The sequence below is a fragment of the Bacillus sp. OxB-1 genome (assembly GCF_000829195.1).
Classification (GTDB): Bacteria; Bacillota; Bacilli; order Bacillales_A; family Planococcaceae; genus Sporosarcina.
Map to the genome: position 1 here is coordinate 1,137,623 of NZ_AP013294.1, position 20,027 is coordinate 1,157,649.

At 45.6% G+C, this 20,027-nt stretch carries 10 protein-coding genes; all 10 read left to right on the forward strand.

The features are described 5' to 3' along the window. Positions 1–82 precede the first annotated feature (82 nt). The 10 genes from OXB_RS05810 (at position 83) to OXB_RS05855 (ending at position 20,015) form a co-directional block, all read left to right on the forward strand. A complete protein-coding gene (locus OXB_RS05810) occupies positions 83–1,330 on the forward strand; it encodes an acyl-CoA dehydrogenase family protein (RefSeq protein WP_041072613.1) in 1,248 nt (415 codons plus the stop codon). Between the two features lie 246 nt (positions 1,331–1,576). Beyond that, positions 1,577–2,203 (forward strand): class D sortase, encoded by a 627-nt coding sequence (locus tag OXB_RS05815; RefSeq protein ID WP_052483884.1) that lies wholly within the window; start codon positions 1,577–1,579, stop codon positions 2,201–2,203. Between the two features lie 127 nt (positions 2,204–2,330). Further along, positions 2,331–8,534, forward strand: coding sequence for a collagen binding domain-containing protein (locus OXB_RS05820; protein WP_158333651.1), 6,204 nt, complete (start codon positions 2,331–2,333; stop codon positions 8,532–8,534). Positions 8,535–8,760: 226 nt separating this feature from the next. Further along, positions 8,761–11,874, forward strand: a complete 3,114-nt coding sequence (locus tag OXB_RS05825) for a hybrid sensor histidine kinase/response regulator (protein ID WP_084212395.1) — start codon at positions 8,761–8,763, stop codon at positions 11,872–11,874. 182 nt (positions 11,875–12,056) lie between these two features. Beyond that, positions 12,057–12,995, forward strand: a complete 939-nt coding sequence (locus OXB_RS05830) for a sensor domain-containing diguanylate cyclase (protein WP_041072618.1) — start codon at positions 12,057–12,059, stop codon at positions 12,993–12,995. A 17-nt stretch (positions 12,996–13,012) separates the two neighbouring features. After that, positions 13,013–14,101, forward strand: a complete 1,089-nt coding sequence (locus tag OXB_RS18630) for a glycosyl hydrolase family 8 (RefSeq protein WP_041072619.1) — start codon at positions 13,013–13,015, stop codon at positions 14,099–14,101. Then, positions 14,085–14,948 carry a GGDEF domain-containing protein gene (locus tag OXB_RS05840; RefSeq protein ID WP_041072620.1) on the forward strand — a complete coding sequence of 288 codons (864 nt, stop codon included), beginning with the start codon at positions 14,085–14,087 and terminating at the stop codon, positions 14,946–14,948. Before OXB_RS18630 ends, OXB_RS05840 begins: the two co-directional genes overlap by 17 nt. Continuing rightward, entirely contained in the window at positions 14,938–16,647 is a 1,710-nt protein-coding gene (locus OXB_RS05845; protein ID WP_052483885.1) for a DUF2334 domain-containing protein, read from the forward strand. The genes OXB_RS05840 and OXB_RS05845 overlap by 11 nt, the downstream gene beginning before the upstream one ends. After that, positions 16,640–17,920 carry a glycosyltransferase family 2 protein gene (locus OXB_RS05850; protein ID WP_041072621.1) on the forward strand — a complete coding sequence of 427 codons (1,281 nt, stop codon included), beginning with the start codon at positions 16,640–16,642 and terminating at the stop codon, positions 17,918–17,920. Before OXB_RS05845 ends, OXB_RS05850 begins: the two co-directional genes overlap by 8 nt. Then, positions 17,907–20,015, forward strand: coding sequence for a cellulose biosynthesis cyclic di-GMP-binding regulatory protein BcsB (locus tag OXB_RS05855; protein ID WP_041072622.1), 2,109 nt, complete (start codon positions 17,907–17,909; stop codon positions 20,013–20,015). Before OXB_RS05850 ends, OXB_RS05855 begins: the two co-directional genes overlap by 14 nt. The last annotated feature ends 12 nt before the right edge of the window (positions 20,016–20,027 follow it).

Here is a 20,027-nt window from a genome sequence, read left to right on the forward strand (position 1 = left end):
GGTAGGTGTATACCTACTTCTTTTGCAAATACCCATCCTTACTTTATTCAATCAAATCATTTAACAAAAGTAGGTTCACTAAATGATTTGGAGTGAAAGCACATTGGTGAAAACGACAGCAGCGGTACAAGAAAAAGAAGGAATTATGGAGGTCCCGACATGGTGGACTTGCCCGGAAGGTTTTGAGGAATTGCAAAAACTGGCTCATTTATTGGGCGAGAAAGAGCTTCTTCCGCGGGCTGTCATTTCAGACCAGGAAGGGAAATATCCGAAAGAAAGCTTGAAAGAAATTGCGGAAGCGGGTTATGGAGCCGTTACCATTCCGGTGGAAGCGGGCGGTTTGGAAAACGGGTTTACCGCATTTTCCGTGCTCTCCGAGAGTTTTGCCCACTATTGTCCATCCTCGACGATGTGCTGGGTCATGCATACGACGACTGTACATACGCTGTATGAGGCGGGGACCGAGGAACAAAGAAAGCGCTTCATTCCAGGCGTCTTGAGGGGTGATGTCGGTGCCTTGGCATTCAGTGAACCGGCAACTGGCGGGCATTTCTGGAATGTCGTCAGTGAAGCGCCGCGGAACGAAAGCGGTTACTTATTGAATGCTGATAAGTCGTTCGTGACGAGTGGTGGAGAAGCCGACTTTTATATAGTAGCAACCTCTTCCCCTGACACGGAGGATGAGGACAACCTCATGTATCTGCTCGTCGAAAAAGATCAGGAAGGCATCCAATCATTCCCGTTCTCCGCAATGGGGCTGCGCGGGAACGCGAGCGGTCCGATGAAGTTCGAGAACGTGCAAGTACCGTTGGAAAACCGCATCGGCGGTGAAGGCGGAGCAGGCTATTACAATGACAACACAGTCGATCCGCTCTTTTTGCTAGGAACGGCGGCTTGTTGGATCGGCATTGCGCAAGGCGCGTTGAATGCGGCTATTGACGGTGCGAAAAAGAAAGTGCATGCCGACACAGGTTCGAACGTAGCGGGCTACCAAGTGATCCGCCACGAACTGGCGAAATCCCAAATTTTGATCGACAGTGCTCGCAGCATGCTGTACCGCACGGCGAAAGCGATGGACGAGTGCGCAGAAAAAGGGCTGGAACTGTCCGAATGCCTATACCCGCTGTGGCAGCTGAAAACGCACGCGGCAGACATGGTCATCACGGTGACCAATGCAGCGCTGCAAGTATCGGGCGGCCGCGGCTACCTGACAGGCCAAGTCGAGAAATTCCTCCGCGACGGACGTGCGGGGGCGTTGATGGGACCGACCAACGAAGTCCTGCGCGAATGGATCGGCCGTACGCTGATTGAGGTTCCTTGGTTGGAATGAAGTGAATAGGAAATACAGCAAGCACAACCTTTTTGAATAAGGTTGTGCTTTTTTGGGGCTCTTTGATGGGGTGACAGTCACCAAGACAACTTGGGATCTATTCAGAATTGTTTTAGAGGGAGTTAATGACTGGAACCAAAGTCCAATTCCTGGGTCCATTCGCTTAACTTTTTTGTTTAAGAGATTTGTAAGAAGTGTTCATTACACTAATAGAGACTTGGGGTTCTATGCAAAGGAGGTGGCATGTTGCGCAGATGGATAGGATGGCTATTTTTGTTGGCCGGGCTACTGCTCGTCAGCTACCCGTTACTCAAAAAGATTGCTTTCGACCGCCAGCAACAACAACTCCTTGCGACATTTGAACAGCTAGGGGAAATGGGACAAGCGGACATGGCAGTGGAAATGGATCCGGCATTGCCCTCCCAAGAACCGACAGCTCCCGACGATGGCCGAAGCTCCATGCTGGACGGCGCACGAGGATTGTTGAAAATCCCCGGCATCGATCTGGAAATGATCATCTTCGACGGCGCTTCCGAAACGGACCTGGACAAAGGGGCTGGCATGATTGAACCGAAAAAACAATTCGATCGGCATAACATCGGACTAGCAGGCCACCGTTCCGTTCTGAAAGGCCAGCTGTTCAACCGGCTCGGGGAATTGCGGGAAGGAGACGAAATCACCGTCGACACCACGGAAGAAACACTCCGCTACACAGTGATCGACACATTCGTCGTCCACCAATCGGATATATCTGTATTGAATGACGCGGAAAAACCGCTTCTCACCCTCGTCACCTGCACGCCACTCGGCAAACGCCACTCGCCCAATCGGCTGATTGTACAAGCGGAATTGCAGGACGTGGCAGAACATTGATTTAGGTATTTATATATTTTTTATATAAATAAATCTAGAAAAAAGAGGGGGACAATCTTATTCGAAAAAATCAGAGGGCAACCCACTTTATACAGGACATATGAGAGAAAGGAGAGGAATGAGAGTTTTGAAGAAATGGTTGAATATAATGATGCTCACGCTGCTTTTGTTAGGGCAGACAGTGCTTGGACCGGTTGGGATGGTTTGGGCGGATGAATTGCCTGATGCAGGGGAGCGGCAAGAAGAATCTACTACTAAAGAAACTACAACTGATGAATCTGGCCAACCTGCGGAGGAATCTGGAAATAGCGACACAGACGGCTCGGACGACAATTTAGGGTCAACCGAGGAGGAGGGCCAACCCGGCGATAATACCAACAATGAAGAAGGTGATGGCGGTACATCACCAGACGATTCAACTTCTCCACCGAAAGAGCCGGGGGACAACGACGGGGATGATAGTGATGCCCCGGCAGCAGGTGAAGGTGCACCGGATTCTCCGGTAGAAGGGGAAGATATACCAACTCCTCCAACAGAAGATGAACCACCTAATGTTCCGGCGGCTGGTATAATGCCGGATTCCGTCATTACAAGTACAGAATTTACTGTCGGTGGTCAGCCTGTAACAGGCACTGGACCAGTGACTGTCCAAAACGGTCAAAAAGCGGAATTTAAATTTAACTTAGAACTGGCGGCAGGCCATAATTATGGTCCGGGGTCGACACTGACATACACTTTACCAGGGATTTTCACAGATATTACATTTCCGCAAGGAACTACATTTGGGGATCTTGGGGAAATCGAGAAATCAGATAATGTCATTACGATTACATTTAACAGTAATATTCACGATGGACTAAATGGTACTGGATTTGAACCAGGAGCACATTTTTTTATTGAAGCAACATTCAATAACACAGGAGACAATATTAATGAAACAATTGATTTACCGGGTCGGGCGAATATCGCACTTAATTTCACACCGCTAAATGGCTCTGCGATTACTAAGGATAATGGAACTCCTTATCCTGGCAATCAGAACAGTGAACATATCGAGTGGAAAGTTACAGTAAATACAGATTTAAAAGCGTCGGGAACAGTGGAATTCAAAGATACACTCACCGGTGGACATACGTTTGATCAAAACACCGCAACAATTACTGAACTTACGATGAAACCGGACGGTGCTGTTTTAAGTAGGATTCCTGCGACAGGGGTTTCACCAAATTTTACTTCAGACACTGAAATGACTATTAGCTTGGACGGTGTGAAAGCGTATGAAATTACGTACCACACGATTCCGGATGACCCAGGGAATAATGAGTCCGTTACGTACCTGAATGATGCAACGTATAATGATACGCCTGCCCCAACTAGATCTGCAACTGTTAATTACGGAACGCCGTTAAATAAAAAGGGTTCCTTAAACTCCGCCAATTTAGAAACAACGTGGACAATTGAATATAACTATAACAAACGTACGATTTCACAACCGAATGCGAAGTTGACGGATACGTGGTCGACATCGGGTGGAAGCAGTACTGGTACTGTGGAACAAAAAATGGTGGATGAATCTTTTGAAGTGAGAGATGGAAATGGTGACATTGTAAATAATTATACGTTGACATCAACTGCTCAAGGTTTTGGGCTTCAATTTAATAGTGAAGTAACAGATGCTTACACAATTACGTACAAAACGAAGCCGACTGATGGCAGTTTCATTACTAGTGACATGACAGTAACGAACACTGTTGTACGTGAAGATAGTAATATATCTAAAAGTCCATCTGTAACGTATAACAAAACTAGTTTCATGTTAAACAAATCAGCGAATGATTCACCGAACTATGAAGCCAAAACAATGGACTGGACGATTACGGCAAACCAAGCAGGCTACGATTTAGCTGCAAACACGAAATTTACAGATACATTTATGAGTAAAAACATGACGTTAGATGAGGATACATTGGTCGTAACTGTGGATGGTGTGCCTCTGTCTCGAGGCACAGGTTACACATTAACGAATAATGGTAAAGTCGGCTTCGATATTACATTACTAGACGGAACGAATGGTCAGGTTGTCATAAAGTACACAACAGGCTATGACATTCGGGACGTTGGTATGAATGATCGAAAGTTCCATAATAGTGTTACAATTATGGACTCTGGTTTACCGGTTGCTCCATCAGATTCCGCTGAGCATTCTGTTACCCCAGAACAAACAGCAAACGGTAAAAAAGACGGTAAATACAATTACGAAACGAAAAAGTTCGAATGGGAAGTTGAACTGAACTTCAACCTCAATACATTAGAAGATGCAATCTTTGAAGATGTTCTTCCCGACACACAAACGGTTGATGTTGATAGCATCAAAGTATTGGATGGAACATTGAATCCTAATGGGACATTCAAACCGGGCAATGAAGTTTCGGTGACGAATACAGCAACTGAACCTAACAAAATTGCATTTTCATTAGGGAAGATCACAGGCCCATATAAGGTGACATATGAATCCTATGATACAGACGATGTATTCCCAGAAACAACGGGAAAAGTCCAAATTACAAACAACGCAACGTTGAAGGATGGAACCACTCCAAATGCTTCTTGGACAAAAACTGTCGGCATCAATTACACTGACAAACTAATCAAGAAAAAGGGTAGTCAAATCAATCAGACCGCTGGCATTAAGTGGAACTTCGAATTTAACTACGCCCAGTCAAATCTTAAAAACATTGTTATTACAGACACAGTCGGTAAAGATGGCGACGATGGCGACGGCAACCCGAATCAGTTGATTAAGGCTGATTCATTTAAAGTGTATAAAGTAGAGTTAAGCGGAAAGTCTGATAGTGCTGGTTTTAATGCAACAAAACAGAATACTTTGCTATCTGGCAATGAGTATGAGTTGAATGTCGATATTCAAGAAGGTACGTTTACGTTAAAATTACCGGACGGTGATAGTGCGTACTATATTGAATATGAAACAATTTACATGGGGGATAACGACTCCACTGTTACTAACGTGGTTCAAGTCAATTATGTTAGCGAGGATGGAACTCAAGCTTCCAATGAATTCTCTATCAGCAACTTTAGATATGGAAATGCCGGAAAAACTGTTAAAGTGCCATTTGTTGTTGTCAAAACAGATGGGGCAACGGGTGAAGCGATGGAAGGTGTTGAATTCACTTTGTATAGTGAGTTCCAACCGGGCGTTCCGTTGATTTCTAAGAAAACGGATGCGAATGGCATTTTCGATCTTGGCATGAAGTTGACAGAAGGCAAGTATACGCTGAAAGAAACAACCGTTGCTGGCTATGAGAATCCAGGCGACATCGATTTTACTTTACACCGCGATTCAATTGCAACAGGCGGTCCGCACGTTGGTAAACAAATCGTTGAAGTTGAAAACTGGAAGACTGGTGTAAATGTATGTACAGAATTTACACTAACCATCAAAGACGTGGATAGAAATCCGGTAGCAGGTAAAACAGTAACAGTAACAAACAACGCAACAGGTGACATACACAGTACAGTGACAAATGGTGCCGGGGAAATTACATTGCTTCCTGCTAATGTTAAGGCAGGAAAATATACAGTCACAACAGACGATGGTGGCACTGAAGTGATACTTGGTGACATAGCTGTAACGTATGATGGCGACTGTAAAGATGAAATCGCCCCGACACCATCTTGTGATGAATTCACCATCACAATTGAAGACAAGGACAATATCGCACGTCCAAATGTAACTGTGACATTGAAGCACAAAACAGATGCAACAGCACCGGAGATTACAGCGACAACAGACGCAAACGGTAAATTCACCGTACCTTCAGATACCACGCAAACAGGCGAGTATAAAGTGTATGAAGGGAAACAATATCTTGGTGATGTAACGATTACGTATAAAAACGATCCTTGTGCAGCTACTGTAACAGAAGCACCGACTTGCGAAACATTCACATTGACCGTAAGAGACGTGGATGGAAAATCTCGTGAAGCAGGTGTTGAAATTACAATCAAGGATAAAGACGGAAATGTCATTGAGACACTCACAACGGATGGTGACGGAAAAGTCACGACGACCGGACCTTTGCCGGCAGGTGAGTACGATGTATTCGAAGGCAATTCAGCTACGCCATTCGATGAATTTGCTGTCAATATTGACTGTACAGCAGATGTACAGCCAGCACCAGCATGTACGGATTTCACGCTTATAGTGAAAGACGAGAACGGCGATGTTCGCTCGAATGTCTCCGTAACGGTGAAAGACATTGCTGGAAATTCCATCAAAACAGCACCAACAAATGTTGATGGCGAAATTACAATTCCATCAAAAGAATTACCAGCAGGCAAATACAATGTATTTGAAGGCGAGTTGTTGATTGGTCAAATTGAAGTAAGTTATCTAGTGGACTGCCAAGCCGAAGTGCAAGGCGCTCCTACATGTGAAGACTTCACGTTAACAATTCAAAATAGAAATGGCAATGCTCGTCCGAATGTTCAGGTTACCGTGAAAGATGCAGCAGGGGATATCATTGTGACGGATACAACGGACGCAAATGGGCAACTGGCGATTGCTTCTAAATTAAAGCAGGGCACGTACCGAGTATATGAGGGGTCTTCCTTGATCAATTCATTTACGGTAAAAGATACATGTTCAGCTATCGTTAAACCAAGACCAATCCCAACCCCAACCCCACCACCAGCAACATGCATAGATTTCACACTCACTGTGTATGAAAACGGTGAACTAACAGGCGCAGGTATCGAAGTCGTATTGAAATCCGGTGAAACGGAAATCGCAAAAGGCACAACAGATGCGAACGGCAAGATCACAATTCAGAAAAACCAATTGCAGGACGGTCAATATGATGCATACGTCAATGGTGAGAAAGTCGGCGACGTGACGGTCTCTGATTCATGTGCGGACGAGATTGATCTGCCTAAAGTGCCGGCATGTAATGACTTCACCGTAACCGTGAAAGAAGACGGCAATCCAGTGGAAGCTGGTAAAGAAGTCGTCTTGAAATTAGGCGATGAAGAAATTGTAACAGGCACAACCGACAAAAACGGAAAGGTCGTCTTCCCGAAAGACCAATTGCTAAACGGTGAGTACGACGCATACGTAGACGGCGAGAAAGTCGGCAAAGTGACGGTAGCAGATTCTTGTGAAGAAACGATCACGTTGACCCCAGCACCCGTATGTGAAGATTTCACTGTCACGGTGAAAGAAAACGGCGAACTAGTGGAAGCCGGAAAAGAAGTCGTCTTGAAATCCGGTGACACAGAAATCGCCAGAGGTACAACGGATACAAACGGTAAGATTGTTTTTGCCAAAGCGGATCTGCCAGCAGGCACATATACCGTATATGATGAAAACGACAAAGCAGTCGGTTCCGTACTTGTGTCCTACGAAGAAGGCAAATGCCAAGCCATTATTGACGTATTGCCAAAGGTGTGTGAAGACTTTACACTCACCATCACCGACAGACCATTCGCGAACGTTGTGGTGAAAGATTTGATCGGCAACGTCATTGTGACAGGCGTGACGGATAACGAAGGAAATGTAACATTCACAACACTGCTTCCGCAGGGCAGTTATGTGGTAACTGTCAATAATGATGTTGATGGTCACTTCAACGTAACGGAGAATTGTTCTGCAACTGTAACGCTAGAATCCAACCCAGGAAATGGTGGCGGATCTGGCGGCGGAGGCGGAGGCGGCGGTGGTACACCACCAACAACACCAGTTGACCCGAACAAACCAGGTGAATCCGGCAAACCAGGAGATCCGAACAAACCAGGTGAATCTGGCAAACCAGGCGATCCGAACAAACCGGGTGAATCTGGTAAACCAGGCGACCCGAACAAACCAGGTGAATCCGGTAACCCAGGCGATCCGAACAAACCAGGTGAATCCGGTAAACCGGGCGATCCAAACAAACCAGGTGAATCCGGTAAACCGGACGATCCAAACAAACCAGGTGAATCTGGTAAACCAGGCGATCCGAACAAACCAGGCGAGTCTGGTAAACCGGGCGATCCGAACAAACCAGGTGAATCCGGCAAGCCAGGAGACCCGAACAAACCAGGCGAGTCCGGCAAACCAGTTGACCCAAACAAACCGGGTGAATCCGGCAAACTAGGTAATCCGAACAAACTGGGTGAATCAAGCAATCAAATTGATTCGAAAACACCAACGAATGGAAAGATCTTGCCTCAAACAGGGGAAGCTTACCCAATCGTTCCGATGGCGGCTGGCTTGACATTGATCTTAGCGGGTCTTTGGATGCTCCGTAGGAAAACATTGAGTATTAAACAGTAAATGAATGAAAACCAAGCAACCAGTCCGCTCCCGGGCTGGTTGTTTGGTTGTCCTAAATGTAAGAGTTCTATAAGAGCTGTTTGATAGGATAAAAAAATCGCTACAACTGTGCGGGCTATGAACTCTCTAGCCTCCTATCCGTCTTTCTTCACTTGTGGAATTTATTTCCTTCTCAATATAATTCCAGTATAGGAGAGATTGGTTTTTACGTAAAGGGATGAAATAGGTGACGATTGTGAATAAGCCGATATCTGTGAGAAAGATTTTTTTCATCATCAGTATATACATATTGATTTTAACTAGTTTCCGGATTGGATGGGTGATGTACCATCAAATCCCCGTTCATCCCGAAGCGGAAAAAGGGGTCATTGATTTAAGTGAATGGACTTTCACCGACCATCAAACGATTACACTGGATGGTGAGTGGGAGTTTTATCCGCATGAGTTTCTTGGGCCTGATTCAAAAGGAAGTGGAACGGAGGAATATATAAGAGTTCCCGGCGATTGGCGGGTCGCCATTTCGGATAATGGTATGCAACCTTATGGCTACGGTACATATCGTCTGAAAATCCTTCTTCCCGAGGAAGATCGGTTGTATGGCATCCGGATGAAAAATATTACAACGGCTGCAAAAGTTTATGTGGACGATGCATTGCTGAAAGAGTGGAACTCCCCAACGGAAAGGCCCAGTACAAGTGGAACAGAGCGGGGGCCTTTTTCTATCTTATTTCATAATGAAAACAATGAAGTGGACCTTCTCATCCAAGTGTCCAATTATGAAATACCTTTCCAAGGGGGGCTTACCGGTACCGTTCATATTGGAACAGAGACTGCGATTCTGAAAGAAACGACCGATTCCGTAACCCTTCAGATCATTGTTAATGTGATTTATCTGTTGCATATTCTATATGCTGCGTACATCTTCTTTTTCGGGAAAGGGAAATACCGGAAAGAATTCTTTTATTATAGCCTTCTACTTGCGTTAAATATAATTTCTAATTCCATAGATGATAACGTTCTGGTACAACTACCTCTTTCTATCGCGATGACGCAAAAGTTGCTATTGTTTCTATTTATAAGTATCCTATTGGTCGTCCTTAAAGTACTTGAAAACCTATTTCAAATAAAAATACGATTTATGCGATTGCTGTTTCTGCTTTATATTCTATTAGTAGTGGGTGTGCTCTTTGTCCCCTTGGAACAATTTATTTTGTTCTCGGGGCCGATCGTGATTGTCTTTTATCTACTTTCTTTTTCGACTTTTTTTGTGCAAACAATAAAGATTTTGAGAAATGGCTATTCCGATGCTGTCTTTTTATTGCTTATGCTGACGAGTTATCTGTCAAATGCGGTCTGGGGCATTGCCATCAACGCGGGGCTAGTGGATATTCCTTACTATCCATTTGATTTTATCATCCCTGTTTTTGCTATTACGGCTATTCTATTCAGGCGACATTTCCATCTGGTCCACTTAAACGAAGAACAGACCAAAGAGCTTCAGCAAGCGGATAAGATGAAAGATGATTTTCTGGCGAATACATCCCATGAGCTGCGAAACCCGCTTCATGGTGTCATCAATATAGCGCAGACGATCTTGGATGATAAGGAAGCGCCTTTAACGGCAAAAAATCGAGCCAGTTTGGAATTGCTCGTCCGGATTGGCCACAGAATGACATTATTGTTGAATGACTTGCTGGATATTACCCGTTTGCAAGAACAGCATATCCAGTTACATCGGGAGAGTGTAAATATCCATGCAGTCACTTCAGGTGTCATCGATATGATCCGTTATATGACAGAAGGGAAGAAACTTCGGTTTCATTTAGACATCCCCGCTGACTTTCCTCGTGTCCTGGCGGATGAAAGCCGGCTTATCCAGATTCTATTTAATCTTTTGCATAATGCAGTGAAATTTACAAATGAAGGATCTGTGTCAATCGACGCTACTTATAAAAATGGGGTAGCTACCATTCAAGTTGCAGACACCGGGGTCGGAATGGAGGAGGAGACACGGAAAAAGATTTTCCAAGCATATGAACAAGGAGCCCCCACGGTAGCATCCATGGGCGGCATCGGCTTGGGACTGCCGATTTGCAAGCAATTGGTAGAGCTGCATGGCGGAAGAATCTCTGTACAATCAACACCGGGCAAGGGATCTGTTTTTTCATTCACTCTACCGTTAGCTGTTTCCGTCGCGGAAGAAATCGAAAGAGATCTGGAGATGGCCGCTTCTGTCGCAGAAGAAATTAAAAGAGATCTGGAGATGCCGACTTCCGCACTGCTTGAAAAACAGAACGATGGAATGGAAAACATTGAGGCTTTCCATCCTGTTGGAAATGACTTCAAGCGGGAAGAGAAGATAGCGAAGATCCTACTAGTGGATGATGATCCGCTGAATCTGCAAATCTTACAAACGATGTTGACTGCGGAGTATGAAGTAGCCACTTCGACAAGTGGAGAAAAGGCGTTGATGCTCTTGAAAACGGACGCATGGGACTTGGTCATTTCCGACGTAATGATGCCGAATATGTCGGGATATGAGTTAACACAAAAGATTCGTGAGCGGTTTACCCTTTCGGAGCTGCCTGTCTTACTGCTCACGGCACGGAACCAACTTCAAGATGTCTATACAGGTTTCCATTCAGGCGCAAATGATTATCTTTCAAAACCGATGGATGCTTTGGAATTAAAATCCCGAGTGAGAGCATTGACTGATCTGAAGAAATCCATCCAAGAGCAGCTTCGGATGGAAGGGGCTTGGCTGCAAGCGCAAATTCAACCTCATTTTCTATTCAACACGTTGAATACGATTGCTTCCCTTGCTGAAACAGATATAGAGCGGATGGTCACGCTCCTTCATGAATTCGGGAATTATTTGCGAAGAAGCTTTGGTGTTCATAGTACGCAAGCTCTTATCCCGTTGCAAGATGAGTTGGATTTGACAAGGTCGTATTTGTTTATTGAACAAGAACGGTTCGGCGAACGTTTGCAAATTGAGTGGGAGATTGAGGATGGAGTGGATTTTCAGATACCACCGTTTTCCATCCAGCCAATTGTTGAAAACGCTGTTCGGCATGGTGTCCTCCAACGGGTGGAAGGAGGGACGATTCGGATTCGAATCAAAGATCATGAAACCTATTCTGAAATTGCCATCATTGACAATGGGGTAGGCATGGAGCAGGAAAAATTGAAAGAAATCCTGCAGGCTTCCGCGGGCTCGAGAAGAGGAATTGGCATCGTGAACACTCACCGTCGCCTGACAAGGCTGAATGGAAATGGATTGAACATTTGCAGCCAGACCGATGAAGGCACGTCCGTATCCTTTCAAATTCCAAAATAAAAAACTACAGGTGGACAACCAGTTCTTGAAAGAGGACCGGTTGTTCTTTTTTATTTACTCATAAACAGTTCGTTAGGCCTAATATAAACGGCCTGCTTTTTCAATAATGTAAGAGATGTATAAGCGCCGTTCTTTATAATGAAGCAAATCAAAAACAGTGAATACGGGGAAGGGGAAGCTAAATGGTAAGTCGATTTCCGTTGAAGGTCCGTGAGAAAACGGGGACAGATGACGGCCAACATGTATTCCATACCATTAAAACCGCGTTGTCGTCTTCTTTCATGGTGATGGTAATGGATCCGTCTGGAAATGTAATAGAAGTGAATGACAAATTCGTTCAGCTTTTTCAATATACTTCTACCGAATTGCGGAAACTTTGGTTTCTGAATTCAGGTTATCACGCTGACAGCTTTTGGCAAGAGCTTTTGACCACTCTTGGACAGGGGGAACAATGGATCGGGGATCTTTGTCTCCGTACAAAGCATGGGGAATTCATCTGGGTGAACGCAACGATCATTCCCTTCGAACAAAGCACGGGCCCTTTGGCAAACTATTTAATCGTCCTTCAAAATGTTTCGGATCGGAAAGCAATGGAAAAATGGCGACATCTTGCATGTCATCATGATCTGACGAATTTGCCGAATCGCCGAATGTTCCATCTATCTTGTGCCTCTTATCTGGAAAGGGCGAGACGCCAGCGCTCGAAGTTGGCGGTTTTTTATGTGGATGTGAACCATTTCAAGAAGATCAACGATGCGCATGGCCATTCAGTTGGTGATCTTTTGCTACAGGAAGTGGCACATCGATTTCAACATCATCCATCGACAATGAATCGGGTGTTTCATTTTGGTGGGGATGAATTTGTCATCCTGATTGAATTCGATGATGATTTACTCGATTTTTCCGAGGCAATCCAGACGATATTCGCCCGTCCTTTCCGGGTAGGCGAGCATTGCTTGGACATGAGTGTAAGTTTGGGGGGAAGCATTTTTCCTGATCATAGCGCTGACATTGCGGAGTTATTGAAATTTGCCGATTCGGCCATGTTTGCGGCCAAGCGGGAGGGAGGAACCTGCATCCGAATGTATTCAAAACCAATGAAAGGACTGCGGGAGCCATAAGTGGAAAGAGGAAAAAGATGAAAAAGAAAACACTTGGACTATTAGTCGTCGTTCTCCTACTTGGCGTTGCAACAAGCACCACCATTTTTTCCGACGATGAAAAAAAGAAGGAGATAGCAAAAGAACCGTTGCTGGCGGAGCACTTTATCCAAAATTATTTACTTCGGGAAGATGGGCGTATGCAGACGGATTTATTGGACCAGCAAGATGTTTATCTATCCGAAACGGTCGGCTTATGGATGGATTATTTAGTAGCGAAAAATGATGTTGCGCTATTTGATCAGCAAGTGGAGGCATTGGAAACGTATTTTCTTACGAAAGATCATTTGGTCACATGGGAACTGCAAGGTACTTCGAAAGCGCCTGCGAACGCGTTCATCGATGACTTGCGCATTATCAATGCCTTGTATGAGGCGGGTGAAAAGTGGCATCAGGGAGCTTATCTAAAATTGGCGGCCAAAATGGGGAAGTCGCTCATCCGTTATCAAATGAACGACGATCTATTAGTCGATCATGTAGATTTGGAGAGCAAGTACAAAGGTGAAAATATTACGTTAAGTTATATCATTCCAGCTGGATTTGACCGGCTTCAGCAACTTTCGCTGCCGGATCAGACATACGACATGACGAAGCAAGTGCTCCTGGAAGCCCCGGTTTCGCCACTGGGATTTTTTCCGAAAACTTATCATGTTAAAACGCAATCCTATTCCTACGATACCGAAATCAATTTAATAGACCAGTTTTACGTAGGATACCACCGGGCTCAATGGCAGGGGGACGTTACACCGCTTCTTGATTTTACGAAGACCGCTTTTGCAAAGGGGGATGGAAAATTGTATGGGCGGTATAACCGCGACACCGGAGAAGCGACTGTCCCTTATGAAGCGGCAGCTGTTTACGCTCTTGCGATTCTTATGTGTTTGGAAATCGAGGAACAAGATTTCGCCAAACAGCTTTTCAATCAGATGAAAACATTACAGCAGGCTAATGAAAAGCTTCCCTACTACGGGGGATACACTGACATTTATTCGAAGGACACTCATACTTTTGATAATTTGCTTGCACTTTTGGCGGAAAGGAAAGGAATCGATGAAGAAGCATTTTGATGTGGAAATCAGACCCCTTATCTTGTTTGCTCTGTTGTTGCTAGGTATGCAGATTACTCTATTTCTACTGTTGCAAGAAGGACGGACCGGGCTTTTAATGAGTGCCTTTTTGACTGGGTTCGTCGTTCTCTCGCTAGTGGCGGGCCCTTTGGTAGGACTGTTTAGCAGTGTACTGTTCATTTTCATCATTGGCTCAATTTTGGTTTACATGGCATTGCCAAGCAGTTCATTGTCGGTTGAAACACTATCGATGCCGTTATCGCATTTATTGGGCTACGGTTTTTCCCTTCTATTATTTGTCCTACTGGCAGGACAGCTCCATGAAAGAGTTGCAGGGCAAGGCAGGCTGACAAGACAATTGCAGGAGGAACTTCGCCAATTCGTGGCGGTCGATCCGGAGACCGGATTTGATAATAAATACCGGATGGCCATAGAGTTGGAGGCGGAAATGAAGCGCATTGACCGGTATGGAGGTGCCTTCACCCTTGTTTTGATCCAAATTGATTTTTTTAATGAATTTATCAAGTTATATGGTGAAAAGGAGCAGAAGCACCTGCTCCATTCCCTGGCGGATACTATGCAGACTATCATCCGGTCCACTGACCGTAAATTCCGTTATGCAACCGACCGTTTTGCGCTATTGCTTACCCATACGAATGATGCCTCGATTGAGACGGTCTATGATAAATTGGCCTCCGCCATTAAGCACCATCAATTGCTGAATGAAAAATACATCACGTTATCGTTTCGGGCAGGTCACGCCGTTTATAACGGACATGCGAAAACGACGGACCATGCGATTCTAGTTTCACAAGTGGAAAGTGAGATGGTGGCACGTGAATTGTAAACGTTGGTGGGGAATCAGTGCAGTTTTACTTTTTGCACAACTTCTCATTGCCGCATCCGTTGTGTTCGCGGAGGAAAAGGTGCCTGAAATCGCGTTACTTTATATGACGGATGATGGGAAGCCGAACTCCAACATATTTTTTATCGAAGCGACACTTGCCGGTTTTACCAATCAGATTGATCTGTATTCTGCCGAAGGGCCCGAAAAAGGAATAGGCCAGTATGATGTCGTTGTGTTTGTCGGGGACTACAAAGGCGATGTTCCGGAGTGGGTGCGGCATGCCATCAATAATTTTCAAGGGCGGCTGCTTGCGTTCGGATACAATGCGGAGCAGTTAACACCTTTCCAAGATTGGCATATCGCTGGGGAGGAATATATACGAAGTTTGGATGGAAATCCGTTACGGGTTGTCAAATCGGTTCTCCAAGCAATACCGCCTGCGGATGCAACTGTTTTGTCGGAAGGGAGGGCGTCGGGGAAGAAACTGCCCTTCATTTCGAATAAAGGAAAGTTGTCCTATATCGCAACTACCTCATTCGGTACGGAAGAGAAATATGCCCTGTCCCGTTCCCTTTATGAGCTGCTCGACAGAACGGAGCCGGACAGCCATCCCGCCTACATCCGGTTGGAAGACATTTCTCCGATTTCGGACGCGAAGCTCGTCGAGGAAACGGGGATGTATCTAGCTGATCGAGGCATTCCTTTTTTCATGGCAATCATTCCAGTCTATGTCAATAGCGAAACCGGTGAACAGATTTCGTTGGCCCGAAACAAACCGCTCGTCGAAGTGCTAAAAAGATTGCAGGATCGAGGCGGGATGGTCATTGCACATGGGTATACCCACTCCTACCGATCCGATGAAACCGGGGAAGGGTTCGAATTTTGGGACGTGGAGCTCAATCAGCCGATTACGACAGAGCGGATGGATGAGCTACCGCCAAAACTGAAAACGGTCGATTCTTTTACCTCTGCTGAACAATACGAGACTTATAAACAAATGATGAATCAGGTAGAGATCAGGTATATCGAAAGGAAACATAAAAAGTCGATTGAGACGCTTACCGCTCTCGGTTTATATCCGGTCGCTTTTGAAGCGCCCCATTACACGATGAGCTCTAATGGGTACAAGATCACTTCCGGCTACTTTTCCTCCATTTTTGGTCAGATTCAATTAAGCGATTCTAATTGGAGTGTCATGGATAGTCCGTTGTTCATTGGAAAGCCGGCTATTTTGGCGGGAATGACGCTCTACCCCGAAACGATCGGCTATGTCGATCCCGAGTTGGCAAACCCGCTTCACGATATGGGAATCGCTGTGAAACGGCTACAAACAGTTCCCGGTTCTGTTATAGGCGGATTTTATCATCCGTATTTAGGCTTATCGTATTTGCCCGAACTGATCGAACTAATGGAATCCATCCCGAACATGGAATGGATCGATTTTCAGCAGGAGGATTATTTCGTTCGGACAGATCGGGTGGCAATAACGCAGACGGGGACTGGCGGGCGGCATATTGAGTCTTCCCTTACAGCAAAAGACCAATTACTTGATCGGATGTATGAAAATCCATTCGATCTTGCACTCTGGATCGTTGCTGTTATTGTTCTTGTTTTTCTTGCCATGTTTGCCGTGTATGTGACGAACTTGCGGATCCGGTTGAAAAAACGTTTATTCGAGGAGAGGGAATTCATTGGCTAACTGGCTTTTTTATGCGGCGCTCATCCTGATTTGGGTCATGCTCCTGTACCATATGTTTTTAATGCAGGGCGGGTATCGGCATTTTAAGACATTCGAAAGGGTCATTCCGACATGGGAAAAGCGGATGGTGGATCTGCCGACTGTCAGTGTATTCATTCCCGCGCATAACGAGGAAGTTGTCATCGGGCAGACACTCCAAGCAATGTCACGTCTGTATTATCCGAAGGACAAATTGGAGGTCATCGTCATCAATGATAATTCATCGGACCGGACGGGGGAAATCGCAGACAGTTTCGCCGAAAAGTATCCGTTTATTCGAGTCATTGAAACGAAGCCTCCCAACCGGGGAATTGGCAAATCTTCCGCGTTAAATGAAGCAATGCAGCAATCGGAGAGTGACGTCATCGTTGTATATGATGCGGACAACACGCCGGAAAAGATGGCGGTCTGGTATTTGGTGATGGGGCTCGTCAATGATCCGAAGGCGGCCGCCATGGTAGGGAAGTTCCGGGTGATCAACGCCAAACAGACTTGGCTCACCCGCTTCATCAATATCGAAACGATCTGTTTTCAATGGATGGCTCAAGGAGGACGGTGGAAGTGGTTCAAAGTCGCCACCATTCCGGGTACGAACTTTGCCATCCGGCGCAGCGTCATGGAGCAGCTTGGCGGCTGGGATGTTAAAGCGCTTGCAGAAGATACCGAGTTGACGGTGCGTGTCTACGACTTGGGCCATCATATCCGTTTTTTCCCCGCGGCTATTACATGGGAGCAAGAGCCGGAAACGTTGAACGTCTGGTGGAAGCAACGGACGAGATGGGCGCGGGGCAATCAATATGTCGTTCTGAAATTTCTCGGACAACTATTCAAGCTGAAACGAAAACGGATTATCTTTGACTTGTTTTACTTTTTCTTTACGTATTTCCTATTCTTTTTCGGTGTCATTTTATCCAATGGGCTTTTCGTTATCAATTTATTTTACGAATTGCATTTGAATATCGGAAATGTCGCATTGGTGTTATGGGGGCTTGCCTTCCTGCTGTTTCTGGCAGAGGTGATGATTACGCTGAGCATTGAAAAGGCGGAGATGAACCGCGCCAACTTTTTTTATGTGATTTTCATGTATTTTACGTATTCGCAGATGTGGATTGCCCTCGTTGTCCACTCACTCTTCTTGGAAATGAAGCGGATCCTTTTCCGCCAAGAAGTGCGTTGGTATAAAACAGAGCGATTTACCAAAAAAACAATGGAGGGACATAATGAAACCAACTAAAGCATTGCTTGTATGCCTATTTGCGGTTTTGTGTGTAGGTTTCTTGCCATTGCAAGGCGAAGTACAGGCGGCCGTGCAGTTGCAAGTGAAAGATGTGGGAATGGATATCCATCCATCAACCATTTTGAAACAGCCATTGACGAATCGCCCAATTGAATTGACCGGGCCGGAACAGGAAGCGACATTTTATTATGAAATGCGCTCGGCTCCTGCAGACACGGAACATCGACTCGTCTTGCACTATAGCCATTCGGAATTATTGATCGCACCATCTTCTGTGACAATCCATGTTGATGAAGAGGCTGTCCTGTCCAAGCCGCTCAATGGCGAGGAACTTGCCGGAAAGATAGTGGTCCCGTTGTCGGGAAAAGCTTTGGAGAAAGGATTTCACCAAGTGTCTATCGCTTTTTCGGGAATCATTAAAGAAGGGGTCTGTGTAGAACAAGGGACGCCGGGAAACTGGTTCACCATCGGCATTGACTCTTATTTGCAGTTGAGTGGCCAACGTAGCGATGAAGAACTTTCGTTGGCGGATTATTTGCATGATTTCACCGGTACGGCGAATCGCCCGGCATTCATTGTCTTACCGGAGGAGGGGTCGTTGGAGACGGTAAACAACGGTATCCAATTGGCAGCTTATCTCGCGGAACAGGGAGATGAAGAGGAGGCGCACCAGGTTATCCGGGAATCGGAACTCCAGCAAATAACAGGAAATCTCATTGTGATCGGGACGCATTCCGAATTCACAAGTCCACTTCTAAAGGATTTATTACAACAAGCTGCTTTACCAAGCGAAAAGGATTCGGTTACCATTTCCCGTCATACGCTGACGGACAGGAAACAGCAGGCAGATATGCTGTTCGCTATTGCTTCTTCACCCGAAGATTTCGATAAACGGCTGGATGTATTAACCGATCCTACCCTGACCAAGCAGTTATCTGGCAAACAGATGACGATCAAGACATTGCCGGAGCGCAAGGCAGATTCTGATGAACGGATCATTCCGCTCAAGAAGTTTGGCATCACCAGTTTCACGCTTGATCGGAACAACAGGGAGAGCCAACAGTTTTTCCACTACGTTCCATTTGCCAGCGAGAAGGACCAATCACCGATCTTAGAACTGCATCTCAAGCATACTGCACTTGCTGCGCGGGATATTGAACAGGCAGCGGATATGACCGAGCGGGATATGGAACTTGTTGTTCTTGTCAATGATGTGCCGCATTCCGTCAATATCCGGAAGTTGGTCGAGAAGAAAGAAGGAAGTTATACCGTCCGGATTCCTGTCGAGCCGAATGCCATTCAAGATAAACGGATGATCAGTTTACAATTTGTCGGCAATGGCTTGCAGACAAAAAATCCTTGCATTGCGACAGATCAGAATCGGTGGATCTATATTGAGGAGGACAGTCATTTCACTTTCCCCGTAGAAAAGGAGACGAGTAGCTTTTCATTGGCGGCATTCCCTTCGCCTTTCATCGACAAAGGGGAGGATACATTGATCATTTTGCCTTCTTCCGGATCTGAATGGGACCAATCTTTGCTCGATCTGTACCGTGCACTGTTCGTCTATAGCCAACCGATGACATGGAGTTTGGCAACTGCTGAAAAGGTGACGGCAGAACAGATCAAGGATCGGCATCTGATTTTTGTAGGGGGGCCGGACATTCAGCCGTTGTTGAAGGGGAAAGCGGACAAATTGATCATGCCTTATGATGGGGGCACTCCCGATCTGCAGTCGTTCGGCTTTTTGCAAGAGGCAATGGAGAACGTAGGTTGGATCCAGCCCAGTCCTTGGGGCAATGGCAAATATGCAATGCTCGTATTTGACCGGGTAGATGAGTCCAATTCATATTTAGACAAAGTTCTGCTCGATTACGTAAGAGATTCGGATGAACAGGCGACTATAGCTAGCCAATCGAATAATCGCCAAGTATTTACGAATGCTGCTCTTCTTCAAGAGGTCCCCGCAACGGCCGTCGAGAGTCAAACATTGACCAAAAATTTGTCCATTTGGGAAATTGCCGGTTTTGGAGCATTAGTCCTCTTTGCCTTTGCAGCAGCCATTTTTATGGTGAAAAAGAGAAAGCGATAAACTTAATAGGAA

Bases quoted from the DNA above. Each gene is read 5' to 3' on its own strand.
- OXB_RS05810 (WP_041072613.1), top strand. From the start codon at position 83: ATGATTTGGAGTGAAAGCACATTGGTGAAAACGACAGCAGCGGTACAA.
- OXB_RS05830 (WP_041072618.1), top strand. From the start codon at position 12,057: ATGGTAAGTCGATTTCCGTTGAAGGTCCGTGAGAAAACGGGGACAGAT.
- OXB_RS18630 (WP_041072619.1), top strand. From the start codon at position 13,013: ATGAAAAAGAAAACACTTGGACTATTAGTCGTCGTTCTCCTACTTGGC.
- OXB_RS05840 (WP_041072620.1), top strand. From the start codon at position 14,085: ATGAAGAAGCATTTTGATGTGGAAATCAGACCCCTTATCTTGTTTGCT.
- OXB_RS05855 (WP_041072622.1), top strand. From the start codon at position 17,907: ATGAAACCAACTAAAGCATTGCTTGTATGCCTATTTGCGGTTTTGTGT.